General features: G+C 47.9%; 12 protein-coding genes and 1 pseudogene. 10 read left to right on the forward strand and 3 right to left on the reverse strand.

Features of this window, described 5'->3' with window-relative positions:
• Positions 1–104 precede the first annotated feature (104 nt).
• Together AC0IYG_RS14775 and AC0IYG_RS14780 are read left to right on the forward strand one after the other, a co-directional pair.
• On the forward strand, positions 105–1,064 hold the full coding sequence (locus AC0IYG_RS14775) for a hypothetical protein (RefSeq protein ID WP_471711832.1): 960 nt from the start codon (positions 105–107) through the stop codon (positions 1,062–1,064).
• Positions 1,045–1,419, forward strand: coding sequence for an OmpA family protein (locus AC0IYG_RS14780; RefSeq protein WP_471711833.1), 375 nt, complete (start codon positions 1,045–1,047; stop codon positions 1,417–1,419). Before AC0IYG_RS14775 ends, AC0IYG_RS14780 begins: the two co-directional genes overlap by 20 nt.
• A gap of 240 nt (positions 1,420–1,659) precedes the next feature.
• Here the strand turns inward: AC0IYG_RS14780 and AC0IYG_RS14785 are convergent.
• Positions 1,660–2,121 (reverse strand): annotated as a pseudogene (locus AC0IYG_RS14785) (FAD-dependent oxidoreductase); the annotation flags it as partial.
• Between the two features lie 62 nt (positions 2,122–2,183).
• On the reverse strand, positions 2,184–2,597 hold the full coding sequence (locus AC0IYG_RS14790; RefSeq protein WP_471711834.1) for an FAD-dependent oxidoreductase: 414 nt from the start codon (positions 2,595–2,597) through the stop codon (positions 2,184–2,186).
• 94 nt (positions 2,598–2,691) lie between these two features.
• Here AC0IYG_RS14790 and AC0IYG_RS14795 point away from each other — a divergent pair, with 94 nt between their 5' ends.
• The 4 genes from AC0IYG_RS14795 (at position 2,692) to AC0IYG_RS14810 (ending at position 7,921) form a co-directional block, all read left to right on the forward strand.
• Complete coding sequence (locus AC0IYG_RS14795) at positions 2,692–3,531, forward strand: hypothetical protein (RefSeq protein ID WP_471711835.1); 840 nt, start codon at positions 2,692–2,694, stop codon at positions 3,529–3,531.
• Between the two features lie 351 nt (positions 3,532–3,882).
• Complete coding sequence (locus AC0IYG_RS14800; protein WP_471711836.1) at positions 3,883–4,260, forward strand: hypothetical protein; 378 nt, start codon at positions 3,883–3,885, stop codon at positions 4,258–4,260.
• Between the two features lie 139 nt (positions 4,261–4,399).
• Positions 4,400–6,769, forward strand: a complete 2,370-nt coding sequence (locus tag AC0IYG_RS14805; RefSeq protein ID WP_471711837.1) for a TonB-dependent siderophore receptor — start codon at positions 4,400–4,402, stop codon at positions 6,767–6,769.
• Positions 6,770–6,799: 30 nt separating this feature from the next.
• Positions 6,800–7,921 carry a PepSY-associated TM helix domain-containing protein gene (locus AC0IYG_RS14810; RefSeq protein ID WP_471711838.1) on the forward strand — a complete coding sequence of 374 codons (1,122 nt, stop codon included), beginning with the start codon at positions 6,800–6,802 and terminating at the stop codon, positions 7,919–7,921.
• A gap of 12 nt (positions 7,922–7,933) precedes the next feature.
• Here the strand turns inward: AC0IYG_RS14810 and AC0IYG_RS14815 are convergent, their stop codons facing one another.
• Positions 7,934–9,208 carry an alginate export family protein gene (locus AC0IYG_RS14815; protein WP_471711839.1) on the reverse strand — a complete coding sequence of 425 codons (1,275 nt, stop codon included), beginning with the start codon at positions 9,206–9,208 and terminating at the stop codon, positions 7,934–7,936.
• Between the two features lie 228 nt (positions 9,209–9,436).
• Here AC0IYG_RS14815 and AC0IYG_RS14820 point away from each other — a divergent pair, with 228 nt between their 5' ends.
• From AC0IYG_RS14820 to kdpB, 4 genes are all read left to right on the forward strand, one after another.
• On the forward strand, positions 9,437–11,206 hold the full coding sequence (locus AC0IYG_RS14820) for a glycoside hydrolase family 1 protein (protein ID WP_471711840.1): 1,770 nt from the start codon (positions 9,437–9,439) through the stop codon (positions 11,204–11,206).
• A gap of 286 nt (positions 11,207–11,492) precedes the next feature.
• Positions 11,493–11,570, forward strand: coding sequence for a potassium-transporting ATPase subunit F (locus AC0IYG_RS14825; RefSeq protein WP_471712316.1), 78 nt, complete (start codon positions 11,493–11,495; stop codon positions 11,568–11,570).
• 26 nt (positions 11,571–11,596) lie between these two features.
• Positions 11,597–13,282 carry a potassium-transporting ATPase subunit KdpA gene (gene kdpA / locus AC0IYG_RS14830; protein WP_471711841.1) on the forward strand — a complete coding sequence of 562 codons (1,686 nt, stop codon included), beginning with the start codon at positions 11,597–11,599 and terminating at the stop codon, positions 13,280–13,282.
• A 14-nt stretch (positions 13,283–13,296) separates the two neighbouring features.
• On the forward strand, positions 13,297–15,336 hold the full coding sequence (gene kdpB / locus AC0IYG_RS14835; RefSeq protein ID WP_471711842.1) for a potassium-transporting ATPase subunit KdpB: 2,040 nt from the start codon (positions 13,297–13,299) through the stop codon (positions 15,334–15,336).
• Positions 15,337–15,350 lie beyond the last annotated feature (14 nt).

The following is a 15,350-nucleotide window of genomic DNA, read 5'->3' on the forward strand; positions in this document are numbered from 1 at the left end:
CGGTGACACAAAGCTAATAAGATTACGACTTAAGGGAGGGTTATATGTCGGTTTATGTAACTTTGGGCCTACTTTGCGGATCGCTCATACTTCCCACTTTTGAAATGAAAAAATTACTGATTGCCATTTCATTCTGTTTTTACGGCACAACAGGCCATGCACAACTTTTGGACCGGATCAAAAACAGGGTGGAACAAAAGGCCGTTGACCAGGTCGACCGTTCGATCGATAAGGCATTGCAAAAAAAGAAAAAGGAGAACAAAGGAACAGAACCGGAAACTTCCAGTGAGAGTGAGGCCAAGCCGGAAAACGAGCAGGCGGAAAGTCCATCAAGTGTTGAAACGGGCAATGCTCAGCCGGTCGTTGCCACTGCAAAAACGACATCCGACATCAAGGCTTATTCCCGTTTTGACTTCGTGCCGGGAGATAAGATCATTATGCAGGAAGATTTCTCTCAGGATGCGATCGGCGATTTTCCTGCAAACTGGAACACGCGTTCGGGAGGGGATGTCGTGAACATTGCGGGCAGTGAAGGCAAATGGCTTCGCATGAACCAGGACGGGGTTTTTTATCCCGAGAATCTGACCGGTGATCTGCCTGAAAATTTCACGCTTCAACTGGATCTGATCGCGAATAAAGACGTTTCCAACATTGGTGAATTGATGATCAGCCTGATGCAGACGGGCGATACGGATCAGAAATTTGCATGGGGCGAAGCAGACAATGTTTCGACGCCAAGCTTCAAAATCAACTTTCAACCCACTTCATCTGATAAAGGGAGCCTTAATTATTCTTCCAATCTCATTGGTAGCCAGCACAAGTATGGTGTTCCTGAATTTAACCTGGAAAAAAATGTGACGAAAGTTTCCATCTGGCGGCAAAAACAACGGATCCGCGTTTACCTCGACAGCACCAAAATATTAGATCTGCCCCGCGCACTCAATGCTGCGGATGCATTGAATTCGCTCGTTTTTACAGCAAACAATCCCGATTTTAACCAGAAAGGCGGTGCATTTTACATTGGCAATATCCAACTGGCTGTGGGTGCTGCAAGCACAGCGTAACAAGCTGCTGACCGAAGGAAAATTTGTCACGCGCGGGATCCGCTTTGCTGTAAACAGCGATAATGTCCTTCCACAATCCTACGGCAGCCTGAAAGACATTGCTCAGGTTTTACAGGAAAATGCTTCGCTTCGGGTCCAAATTGTGGGGCATACGGACTCAGATGGCAACGAAGCAGACAACGAAAATCTCTCGAAAAAGCGCGCAGCGGCTGTAAAAGAAGCCCTTATCGCAAATTTCAACATTGATGCCGCCAGACTCGAAACAGACGGAAAAGGGAAAACACAACCTGTCGACTCCAATGATACGGCTGTGGGCAAGGCCAACAACCGCAGGGTTGAATTCATCAAGTTGTAGTTTTCGGCTGACGTAAACGACGTGTGCGCCGTTAAAGAAATTAAGGAATATTTCCAGGCTGTTTTCGGACAGCATGGCATCCATCATTTCCAGCGCTTCCGTGGTCGCCAGGGAAGTTCTGGGGAACATTTTGGCCTCAAAAGATGCAATGGCTTCTGTTATGGAGCTGAAATTTTCTGAACAAAGAGCTTCGGACAGTTCCAGCGCATCAAGCATGGCCTGGTTAACGCCGTCGCCCGACGGTGGCGTCTGATGTGCAGCGTCACCGATAATGGTCAGGTTATGAACGGTTTGCCAAGATTGATCGGAAGGAAAATAATATAGCGGCCGGACCACGAAATAAGATTCGTCCGTTGAAAAGATTTCGTGCCAATCGCTGCTCCAATCCGAAAAGCGTTGCTTGAACCATTCAAAAACCTCTTCGCGTTTCGAAAAATCAATGTCTGCCGTTTTTAACCATTCCTGGGTTTCGCTCGTGATGGTATAAAAAGAAAGAGAGCCTTCCCCTTTGGCGCTTAACACAATGGTTTTTCCCTGCCAATGCGCAAAGATTTTTCCGCCGCTCGTGAGCGCCCATAAGTGTGGCGCATTCATGGCCGCATTATAAATGTTTCCTTCCACAATCGTAACGCCGGAATAAATGCGCTCAATATCCGTGACATGTTGCCTGATTTTTGAATTGGCACCATCCGAAGCGATCACCAGATCAGCATAGGCGGTGTTTCCGTTCTCAAAAACCAGGTCCCAGCCTTCACCATTCGCTTTCAGTTCCGTGAACTTGGAATTCCAGACAACCGTGTTTTCATGCAGCGAAGCAATGAGCAAATCCCGCAACGGACCCGGTCTATCTCCGGCCTTGCATAAATGCTGTTCAGATCTTGCAGCGGATCATTGTCCCGTTCTGTGTAATGCACGGCTGCCTTATTGTCCACAACTGTAACTCTTTCCGCGCCCGGCCTGAAATGCTTTTCAAACTCGTCCATCAAACCGGCTTCTGTCAACGCTTTCAAACCCGACTCGAAATGCAGGTCGAGCGTAGCGCCCTGCTGACGCACATATTGATCGGCATCCCTTTCATAAATTTTAACATCAACGCCTTGCTGTTGTAATAACCGCGCAAGCGTTAATCCGCCCGGGCCGCCGCCCACGATGGCCACTTTTTTATTTGCTAATAACATATCGTTTTATTGGTTAAAGTGATTTTTAACATGCACAAAACTAATACTACCTTTATAGTTAAAATAACCCTTAATGCTCATAAAATAGTCGCAAATGAAAATCGCTATCACCGACAAAGGATCTGGGATCACGCAGGAATTTGCCAAAGCCATCGGAGCAATTGTTAAAGGTCGGTTTGTATATATTCCTGAAAACAAAGGGGCGGGTTACCTGACCGGCTTTGCCTGGGGCCGTGATTTGCGGATGATGATCCGGAATTATCATCTCAAAGAAGATGTCGTCATCGAGCGCACCAATGTGCTGGCTGAAAGTCAGGAAGATGTTGTTTTTCTGCTGAGCGGCGTTTTTCCTTCGCTCGCTGATGCTTCCGGGCAGTTGTCGGCCGAGCAAGCGAATATCATGATTTGCAGGCATGCGGTTTCCACAATCATGGCCATGCCGTCGCACACCACATTCGAAAGTGTGACGATAGCAGCGTCCAAAAGCTATTTGCACCAGTTATTCGGTTACATTGAGCATCCCGTGGTAAGAAGTGTTTTGCAAGCGAGGGATAATTTTGTGTTTGAGACCAATATTTCGCCTGAAATAATCAATGCAGCGAGTGACTTGTTGGGTCAGTCTATGCCGGAAAGCATTGAAAGTCAATATTATAAGCTAAAATGTAAAGAGCTGCTTTGTCATATTTTCGCGATCCTGTTGCAGCGCGAAGCGGTGCCCGCGAGCGCGATGCATATAACTGATATCAAAGCCATTTATGCCATCAAAGCACATTTGCAGGCAAATCCTGATCAGTCGCCTAACATTGCAGCGCTGGCCCGGCAGGCAGGCATGAGCGAGCCGAAGTTGCGAAAACTCTTCAGGCAAACATTTGGGGGAAAGGGGTTTTTGAATATTATCAATCGCGCCGGATGCAGCAGGCCGCCCAATTGTTAAGGGAAAAGAATCTGACCGTCTCCGAAGTTGGTTATCAGCTCGGATTCACAAAATCTAAGCCACTTTTCACGTGTCTTCGAGCAATATATCGGCGTCAAGCCCAAAAAATACTCAGCAGGAGAAGAGCCCAAAAAATCTTAAAGAAACGCAAGGCGTATCAGGCTGATAATGTCAAGCGAAGCAGTCGCCAGCATAATCCAAAAGTTAGAGCGCTTTTTCTTTTCCATAAATCACAGCGTTTTTTTGGCAATATGGTTAGGGGTTTTCTGGGAGAAAAGGAATTTTTGATGAGTGGGGAGTTTTTTTGATTGTGTTCGTTTGCATTCCGTCGCTATATTTGCCCGTCATACGATGAGAGCATTTATAGTTTACATATGGCTTGTTACTACTATTCTGCCGACTTTTAGTCAGTGGGGCACCATTGCGTATTACCAGATTAATAAGGAATACATTACGCGGGTGCTTTGTGAAAACAGGGATAAGCCGCAAATGCACTGTAATGGTCATTGCTATTTGGCCAAAAAATTGAAAGCCCAAAAGGAAAAGGAAGATCAGCAGACCGGCGAACTTGTTCGGAATATGCCTGTTATCCAGCTCTTTACTTCTCCATTATCCTCTTTTGCATTTATATCCGCGCATTTCACGCAGCAAAAGCGCCTTTTCTTTGCCTATCGGATGGCCCGCTATCAGGCTCCGCTTTCCATTACAGTTCCTCCGCCCTGCGCGTAACAGACATTTACGTCTGAAAAAGCATTTTTGACCGGTGGACCATGCGTTCGTCTGGTCACAACATTCATATCCACATCCAGAAATTTTAGTTTACCTATTCCATCGCGGGATCGGGTGCATTGCTAATTATGTCATCCAAATGAAAATCAGATATATTTTACTGTTACTAATGAGCATTGGTAACTGCATCAATGCTTTTGCCCAATCAGAGCTGGGAGCCTTGCAGGGCCGGATTATTAATGCTTCGGGAGAGCCTATAAACGGCGCTTCAGTCACCTTGCAGAACACGACGCTGGGCACAATTACCGATTCCAAAGGCCAATTTAGACTGACTGGAATTACGCCTGGATCGCACATACTTTCGGTTTCCAATGTCGGCTATACTGCTTATACACTAAGCATTCGCATTTCGAAAGGGAAAAATGCGTTTCTTGATCTGCAACTTTCTGAAAGCAGGCAGGAACTGGCGGAAGTGGTGGTTAGCACGGCTAAAACGAGTTATCAGGTGCTGACTTCCAACACGTCAACGCGCTCCAACACGCCGCTGCTCTCGACGCCGCAGTCCGTGCAAGTGATGTCGTCGGCTGTGCTGCGCGACCGGCAGGCTTTTACATTAAATGAGATAGCAGGCTCATTTACAGGCATGAAAGCCAATAATGGCAACGGAAATTTCCAGATCCGCGGCTTTACGGCTTACTCGCCCAATGATGCCAGTTTTTTGCTTTATAATGGAATCCGGGGGAATTTGTTTTTGTGGAGCCAGCAGCCGTTGCTTTACAACATTGAATCCGTTGAATTGCTTCGCGGGCCATCGGGTGCATTGTTTAGCGAAGGTTCTCCGGGCGGTGTGGTCAATTTTGTTACAAAAAAACCTTTGGCCGAAAAACGCGCAAGCGTGGATTTATCACTGGGCAGCTGGGGTTTTGGGCGCGCTTCGGCGGATTTTTCAGGACCGGTTGATGGACGGAAGAAGCTTTTATACCGCGCCATTGTCGGTTATGACCGCTCAGAAAGTTTCAGGGATTATCAGAAGAAAGAGAATGTTTTCATCGCGCCGTCGCTGACTTATCTTTTTAACCGAAAGTCTTCACTAAACCTTGAACTGAATTACGCTGACCAGAAAGCAGTCCAGCAATATGATAACGGAAGCTTTATTTATTCGCGACCAGACGGCACTTTTGACTTCAATTATTATCCCAACAACCTGACCATTCAGAGCCCGACGGATTACGGAAAAACGCATAATGCTTCGGCCACATTAACCTTTGACCATCAGATCAATGACAATCTGAAACTGACAATCGTGGAGCGGGCAGTGCGTAATAAGCTGGATTTTACCGATCACATTCCGGTGGGGAGGATCAGAAATGACAGCATTAGTCGTGCTTATCAGGATTGGCTGACGGACCGGTTTAGTCTTCAAACCACCGCTTTCGCAACTTATACAACAAAAACTGGCTCAATAGGCCATCAGATCATTGTCGGGGCCGACTACAATCGTTACGGCTGGACCCAGAATGATTATCAATACAAGCCTTCAACACGGATCTCGATCCTTAATCCGGATTATGCTGGCAGCGTGCCGGATGCCAATGTGCCAGCTGAGGAATCGGATGATAACAAGCGTGTTACTAATTTGCTCGGAGCATATATCCAGGATCAGGTGAGTGTTGGTAACCAGTTAAAAGTGCTGCTTTCGTTGCGTTATGATGATTACAATGGCAAAGAAACGCCGCTGTCCGAGCGAGACAATAAGCAGGGGGACGAGCTTCAAGCATCGGGCTGGATTCCTCGGATCGGACTGGTTTATCTGCCTTTGAAGAACGTCTCTGTTTACGGGACTTATTTGAAATCATTCAATCCGCAAACTTCCAATAATGTGCTCGCGGGCGGCCCGTTCCCGACGCGCAAGGCCACGCAATATGAAGTCGGTTCCAAGGCGGATCTGTTCAGCAACCGGTTATCTGCAACATTATCATTATACCAGATTGATTATGCAAACATCCTGACGGCGGCTCCAACGGAACAAAATTCACACCGACAAGCTGCAATCGACGGAACGCGGAGCAGGGGCGGGGAATTTTCGGTAACCGGCAATTTGAATGCGCTGAGCCTGATTGCGGGTTATGCATTCAACGAGCATGAGCTGGTGAGCACCACGACGTACGGCAAAAAGGGCGACCGTTTTGCAAATGCGCCGAAACATCAAATCAATTTCTGGGGAAAATATGTGGTTCCTTCCAATGCACTCAAAGGCTTCGGCATCGCTGCGGGTGTTCGCTACGTGAGCGATCAAGTGGGGCTGCTAAGCAATCAGAACTTCATTTTTCCGTCCTACACGGTCGTAGACGCTGCGCTTTCTTACCAACGCAACCGGTTCCAGTTTCAGGTTAATGCGTACAACCTGGCCAACAAGCATTATTTCACGGGAAGCCGTTCGGGTGTGACTTTGGGTGGATTAGGCGATCCGTTCAATGTCCGGTTAGGGGTTAGTTATCAGCTCTGGTAATTTCTTTTTGTCTAATTATCAGGCTATTGTATGAATAATTCAACATTGCGCCGTACCCTTTTTAGGCTGCACAGCTGGCTCGGACTTTTTACAGGCATATTTTTGATCCTGCTCGGACTGAGCGGCTCCGTTCTGGTTTTCAGAACGGAGCTGGATCATTTCTTTAACCAGGATCTGCTTCACCTTTCAACTTCGGGAAATGTGCTGCCTGATAACGCGTTACAGCGATGTTACGACAACATCACCAGCCGATATCCCAATCTGGACGGCATTGCCTGGGTTAATCCCGATGCCGGGCCCGGCGAGGCTTATAATTTCAGAATGTATTTCAATGACACACGTCTGATGACATACGATCTGGCGTTGATTTCCTTCAATCCTTACACCGGCGCCATCCTGCGCGAAGGGCCGGCGAGTGATTTTACGCCCAGCTTTATTGAGTGGTTGTTTCAATTTCATTTCAGTTTTCAGTTGGGCATGCCGGGCGCTGCATTAACGGCCATTTTTGGAATAACAATGCTGTTTTCACTGATTACGGGCGCTGTTGTTTACCGGAAAATGCTTTGGAAAGTGCTCACATTCAAGGTTGCGCTTAACCGGAAAAACTGGCGAACCGTCAGCTCGGACCTTCATCGTATTGTGGGTGTTTGGTCTTTGCTGCTGAACGCTGTGATTTTCTTCACCGGTTTTTGGATGAATATGTTTGCATTCAAACCCAAAACCTGGCAAAACGAAATGGTCGCCACGAAGCCCAACGCCGTTATTTCCGTTTCACCCAATCAAATGTATCGCAAAGCACTGGCGGCCATGCCTGACCTGGAACCGACCTACGTTTACCTGCCCACACAGCCGGAGCGCAAGTTTGAGGTCAGGGGTTATACCAAAGGGCAGTTTAAAATATGGGGCAGCGGTAACGCTGTGCGTGTGGATCAGCAAACGGGGGAAGTTGTAAAGATTAATCGACTAAATGAGAAACCGCTCTCTGAACGCATTGAAGCAACTTTTTTCCCGTTGCATGTGGGGAACTTCGGCGGTGTTGCCGTCAAATTGCTTTATGCGGTAATCGGACTTACACCCGGATTACTTGCCATCACCGGTTTTCTGCTCTGGTGGCGGCGTTCCAGAAAGCATTATAATAAAAGGCTTATTTGAAAAATGAGCTGTTCAAGGTTGTCGCATGCTGGACCATTTCAGGTTGAGCAGCTTTGGCGTAAAAGAGATCATCAGATAGCTCCATACGGGAATTTTTCCGGCATCCGGAACCTTGTTAAGCAGCTCCATCCGTTCGTCGGCAACGGTAAATGAGAAGCCATAAATGATCTCAATGCCTTTGACGGGCTTGTAATTAAGGGACAGGTCGCTTTCAAAACCCAGATATTTGCCCTCGATCTCGCTGCGTTCTTTGATGAGCGGATATTGTGAGTAAAAAAGGTGCGCATCGCCACGCAATGACAGACTTTTGCCCGCCTGGTAAATAACAAATAAGTAAGGATTGACCAGTCCTTTTGCATTAACATCCGCCGGAAACCGCGTGAACAGGTTCATATTCCCCATAAATTTCCAGGCAACACCATACAGCGGCACGAATGAACTTGATACGTCTTTTGGCTCGTCACTTTTATCCCCGCTCAAAATTTCTGCACCAAGCCTGAACAGCGTGTTTCCCGTATTTGCGCTGATCTCAGGTTGAATATAATAAGCCCGCAGTTTTTTCGCAGCCGCGTTTTGTCCGTATTGATAATATGCATTCACTGTTCCGTAAATGCTGCCCTTCGTGTATTCGAAGCGACCGCCATTGGTAATGCGCTGATAGTAATCCCGTTCACCCGTCGTTCTCCGAAATACATCCATGGCATTGATGGTCGTAAGCGTAATGTTGTTATCAAACTTGTGTTTTAAATGATGCAGAAAAAGAAATTTGTAAGTGTGCGACCCAACCGGCGAATAAGCGGGATCAAAGTGCTGTCCATACGGCCGTGTGAATGCGATGGTCAGGTCAGTTTCTAATTTCTTTTTATAGAGCAAACGGATTCCCTCATGCGCACGGCTTTGCTGGCTCCATGGTGCCGCCGAGAAAATCCGGCCGTTATCCAGCGACAATGCTTGCCTGCCCACGCGCAGCGATAGGTTTTTTGTAATGTTTGGTTCCGCATAAAGCTCGAAAAAGTTTACGCTGCCCACACGCGAAAAGCGCCCCGGATCTCCCCATACGTGTATTTCCTGCGGTGAAGCGTGCAGGCGAAGCCGGTTTGTTTTGAATGTAATGCTGAGCCGGTTTCTCTGGGTCGTGTACAGGTCGGGCATAACTGTATCCGCGGCGGTCCACATGAAATTGTCGCGATATTCAGCCCTGGGCCTCAGTTCAAAATCGACCGTCAGTTCCCGGCGCAATGTATCTGTGGATTGCGCACGCAAATTATCCGCTCCGGGAAAGAGCATTGAAAACGCCAGAGAAAGAATGGATAATAAAGTCGGGAAGGGGCGCCTGGACACAGAAAAACAGTTTGTCATGCAAAACTAGCTGATAATCTATAATTGCAGGCATCATTCGGCTGGTTTTGCGTAATGACATCTTTTGCCGACCTTCCCTGAGCTGGTACAGAATTAATAGTGCGCGGAAATTTTTGAAGTGACTTGTAAAAGTATTTTGAACTTAGCGGAGCATGTATGGAAACTTCTAATAACACAGTAGAGATTTGGGGAGGACTTGAGTGTACGATTAACCGGGTCAATGATAGCTATTTTGATCAGCTGGAATACGCCGGACACTATGAGCGTGAGGGTGATATTAGCCATATTGCATCTCTGGGCATCAAAAAGCTGCGTTACCCGATATTATGGGAGCGGCATCAGCCCGAGCCGGATGCGGAAATAGACTGGCGTTGCACAGAAGCAAAATTGCAGCAGATCCGCGAATCGGGCATTGATGTTATCGCGGGCCTTGTCCACCACGGCAGCGGACCCCGGCATGTGAATTTTTTTGACGGCAGCTTTGAAACGGGTTTAGCCAATTACGCAGCACAAGTGGCAGAGCGATTTCCCTGGATCCCCTATTACACGCCAGTGAATGAGCCACTTACAACTGCGCGTTTCTGTGGTTTGTACGGACATTGGTATCCACATCTGCATGACGAGCTGAGTTTTTACAAAATACTGATCAGTGAATGTAAAGCGACGGTGCTGGCCATGGCGGCTATCCGAAAGATAAATCCGGATGCCGAACTGATCCAGACGGACGACGTTGGTAAAACTTATAGCACACCGCTGCTGCGTTATCAGGCCAAATTTGAAAATGAACGCCGGTGGCTTTCCTACGAACTCATTTGCGGGACGCTCACACCAAAACACCTCATGTGGAAACGCCTCGTGACGGTGGGAATTGACCCCGAAGAACTGCATTACTTTCAGCAGAACAATTGCCGGCCAGCCGTGGCCGGATTTAATTATTACATTACTTCTGAGCGATATCTCGATGAAAATCTGGGAAAATATGATGCCTGGACGCACGGCGGAAACGGCATTCATGCGTATGCCGACATGGAGGTTGTGCGGGTGCACCACAATGAGCCTTGCGGGCCGAAGGTGCTGATCCGGGAAGCGTGGGAACGCCTGCGGTTGCCAATAGCAATTACAGAATGCCACTTAACCAGCACCCGGGATGAGCAAATGCGCTGGCTGCATCAGATGCTGGAAACCGCGGTAACATTGAAATCCGAAGGCGTTGACATTAACGCAGTCACGGTGTGGGCATTGCTCGGACTTCATGGCTGGGACCGGCTGGTAACCAGGCCCTGGGGCACTTATGAAACGGGTGTTTTTGACATCAGCAATGGTCAGTTCAGGCCCACGGCGCTTGCCATGATGATCAAAGCGCGCAAAGATGGGCAGGCATTTCAGCACCCGGTGCTTGAAGCAAAAGGATGGTGGCAGCGCCCGATCCGGCTGTTGCCATCGTGCAGGGAAGATTGTCCCGAAACAGAGGACGCCGAAAGTGCTTGTCAGCCCGTTCTAATCCTGGATGCAGGAGGGGATTTCGCCGAAGCATTGCATGAAATTTGTAAAGAAAGAAATATCCGTTCAGTGATCATCAGCACTTTAAGTCCGGAACAACTCACGGAAAACCGCATTAAGTCACTCAATCCCTGGGCTATTTTACACGGTCCTTCCGCCGGGGCAATCCATGCGCATCAAGTGAAACAGCTAAGCGAACTGGCCCGATTGTCCAAAAAAATAGGCGCGCATTACGCCATTTTTCAGTCACAAAATGGCGAAGACAATTATGAAAAAGTGCTGGCACAAAACGACCAGACACTGATCCTGTGCGCCGCCCCCCATCGCCTGCATGCACCCGATTTATTGCATCAGGCACTTGACATGCTGCTGGACGGTTATGTCGGCCATCACGACCTGGAAATTGATATAAACGTAAGGGCATAAGCATGCCTCGTTGCATTTTTTGATAAGCCGTCCTATCAAAATGATAGGGTTAAAATCGGTGTGTTTTGATTATCGAAATAATCAATATGCTGTGAAACAGGTTATTAAGTCTGTTTTAGAAAGTTTGGTATGCCTTTGTGATGACTTGTTGAAAATGGAAAGAAACCATTAAACCAGCATTCACTTAAATACCGAATATTATGCTCACAATCCTCTTAGTTGCCGCCGGCTGTTTATGCTTCGCGCTCTTTTATCAAACCGTTCAATTTTTCGAAAAGATCTGATCATGGCAGCATTATTCATCGTCTCCATCGGCGTGTTTGCGTACATGTGCTACGTGCTCATCAAACCCGAAAAGTTTTAACCCGATCGCTATCAATTTTTAACAAAATGAACTCAGAAATTTTAGGCGTCATTGCCATGTATGCAATTACAATCCTGCTGGCGGTGCCATTCGGGAAGTACATTGCCAAAGTATATGCGGGTGAAAAAACACTCCTTGATCCCGTATTGAATCCGCTCGAAAACGCATTCTTCCGCATCAGCGGCATTGATCGTAAATCTGAAATGAACTGGAAACAGCACATGGCAGCCTTGCTGACCATTAATTTTGTCTGGTTTTTACTGGGCATGTTTGTGCTGATGAATCAGGGATGGCTGCCGCTGAATCCGGACGGCAATCCCGGTCAATCGGCGGACCTTGCATTCAACACCAGCATTTCATTCGTCGTAAACTGCAACCTGCAGCATTACTCCGGCGAAAGCGGCGTGAGTTACCTTTCGCAGCTGTTTTTAATGTTTTTACACTTCGTCAGCGCAGGAACGGGAATGGCCGCAGCGGTCGTTCTCTTCATTGCATTGAAAGAAAAAACGGCCGATAAGCTCGGTAACTTTTACAATCTCATGCTGATTTCCTGCACGCGGATTCTGTTACCCGCAGCGATTGTTGTGGCGAGCATTCTGGCCTTTAACGGCACGCCGATGACGCTGGAAGGAAAAGACAGCATTGTTACCATGCAGGGAGACACGGTTGGCGTATCCACCGGTCCGGTTGCTGCGTTCGTGGCCATTAAGCACTTGGGAACCAACGGTGGCGGTTTTTATGGTGCCAATTCAGCCCACCCGCTCGAAAACCCCAACTATCTGACCAATATGGTCGAGATGTTTTCGCAAATGATCATTCCGCTCGCGATGATCTTCGCATTAGGCTTCTTTTTGAAACGGAAAAAAATGGCCTGGATGATCTTCGGCGTCATGACGCTCGGCTTCCTTTTACTCTGCGTTCCAACGGTGATCTGGGAAGTTCAGGGTAACCCCGCTATTGCGCAGATGGGGATTGATATGAGCTCGGGTGCTATGGAAGGGAAAGAAGCCAGGCTCGGCAGTGCAGCGTCCGGGTTCTGGAGTATAGCAACCACCGTTATTTCAACGGGCTCGGTGAATTCCATGCACGACAGCGCGATGCCGCTCTCCGGAATGATGCAGCTTTTGGCCATGATGACCAATGCATTTTACGGCGGCTGCGGGGTAGGAATCCTGAATTTCTTCATTTTCATTATCCTGGCAGTTTTTATCAGCGGGTTAATGGTGGGTCGTACGCCCGAGTTTTTAGGCAAAAAAATTGAAGGCCGTGAAATGAAAATCGCCATGATCGTAGCATTGTTACACCCGCTTCTGATCCTCGCCGGAACGGCACTTGCAGCGGCTTTTCCAGGCATTACATCAGCTAATCTGAACAATCCCGGCTTCCACGGTTTCAGCGAAATGCTTTACGAATACACTTCTTCGGCAGCCAATAATGGCAGCGGATTTGAAGGTTTGGGCGATAATAATCCTTGGTGGAACATTACAACAGGATTTGTGCTGATCTTCTCCCGTTTCATCCCGATCATCGGGCCGGTCGCGATCGCTGGACTTTTGGCCAATAAAAAATACATCCCCGAAAGCGCAGGAACGCTACGCACCGATTCAGGCACATTTGGCATGATGGTCATGGCGGTAATCGTCATCATCACCGCCCTCTCATTCTTCCCCGCATTGACATTGGGGCCGATTGCAGAGTATTTCAGCATGTAAATCAAAATTCTCCAATGAAAAATCAAAATGCATCCTTATTCCAAAAGGATCTCGTTAACCAGGCTTTAAAACAGTCTTTTACCAAATTAAACCCCAAAATCCTGTTCCGTAATCCGGTAATGTTCACCGTCGAAATAGGCACGTTCGTGATGTTTGTCGTGTGTCTCTGGATCCTGTCAGGAAATACCACGCAAGGCGGTTTTGGCTATAACTTTGTAATCTTTCTGATCCTGTTGCTCACATTGTTATTTGCCAATTTCGCAGAAGCCATTGCCGAAGCAAGGGGAAAAGCACAAGCTGACAGTCTGCGTAAAACACGCGAGGAAACACCCGCCAAGCTGGTGATCGACAACAAGCCCGGCTTTTCTGTTTCAACCCAAAGTGTGATGTCGGCGCAAATGAAAAAAGGCGATGTCTTTATCTGCGAAGCCGGAGACAACATTGCCACCGATGGCGAGATCATTGAAGGTCTGGCTACAATTGACGAAAGTGCAATAACCGGCGAATCTGCGCCGGTTATCCGCGAAGCAGGAGGGGACAAGAGCAGTGTGACAGGTGGGACAAAAGTGCTTTCCGACAAGATCAAAGTCATGGTTACCACGGCTCCGGGCGAAAGTTTTCTTGACAAAATGATCGCTTTGGTTGAAGGTGCAAGTCGCCAGAAAACACCAAACGAAATCGCATTAACCATCCTTTTAGCGGGCTTTACATTGGTGTTCGTGATCGTGTGTATTACGCTCAAACCATTTGCCGATTATTCCAACACGCCCATTACGATTGCTGCGTTTATCTCTCTTTTCGTGTGTCTGATCCCGACAACGATCGGCGGCTTGCTTTCTGCAATCGGCATCGCCGGGATGGACCGGGCATTGCGTGCCAATGTGATTACCAAATCGGGTAAAGCAGTGGAAACGGCGGGAGACATTGATGTGCTGCTTTTGGATAAAACGGGAACCATCACCATTGGTAACAGAAAAGCCACGCACTTCCATGCTGCGAAGGGCATTACCGACAATCATTTTATCAAAGCTGCTGTGCTAAGCTCGATTGCCGATGAAACGCCCGAAGGAAAATCGATCCTGGAACTCGCTAATGCAACGCCTGCCACTTACCAGATCGCAAGTCCGACATTCATCAAATTTACAGCCGAGACCCGCAGTTCAGGAGTTGATTTTGAAAATACACGCATTCGAAAAGGCGCATTCGACTCGATCCGGAATTTGGTAACGAGCGCTGGCAATTCCTTTCCAGCCGAGATTGAAGAAAGTGTAAAAGCAATTTCAAATAATGGCGGAACGCCGCTGGTTGTTTCTGAAAATGAACGGGTGCTGGGTGTTGTGGAATTGCAGGATATCATTAAGCCGGGCATTAGCGAGCGTTTTGAACGGCTCCGCAAAATGGGTGTCAAAACCGTGATGGTAACCGGTGATAACCCGCTTACTGCCAAATTTATTGCCGAAAAAGCCGGTGTGGATGACTTTATCGCCGAGGCGAAGCCTGAGGACAAAATGAACTACATTAAAAAAGAACAGGAAGGCGGGAAGCTGGTCGCGATGATGGGAGATGGAACAAATGATGCGCCAGCCCTTGCCCAGGCCGATGTCGGTGTTGCTATGAACAGCGGAACGCAGGCAGCAAAAGAAGCAGGAAATATGGTCGATCTGGATAATGACCCGACCAAGCTGATCGAGATCGTTGAAATCGGAAAGCAGCTCTTGATGACCCGCGGAACGCTGACCACGTTCTCCATCGCCAATGACGTCGCCAAATATTTCGCCATTATCCCGGCGCTATTTATCGCGAGCATTCCCGCGCTCCAAGGCCTCAACATCATGCGACTCAACAGTCCGGAAAGCGCGATTTTGTCAGCAGTAATCTTCAACGCCATCATCATCCCATTCCTGATCCCGCTCGCCCTCAAAGGAGTCGCCTACAAACCCATCGGCGCCAGCGCACTGTTGAGAAGAAACCTCTTTATATACGGTTTGGGAGGAATTCTAGTGCCGTTCGTAGGGATAAAGGTGATTGATTTGGTTGTAAGTATCTGGATTTAGATTCAACAAATAAC

This window comes from Dyadobacter sp. AC419 (assembly GCF_979253085.1).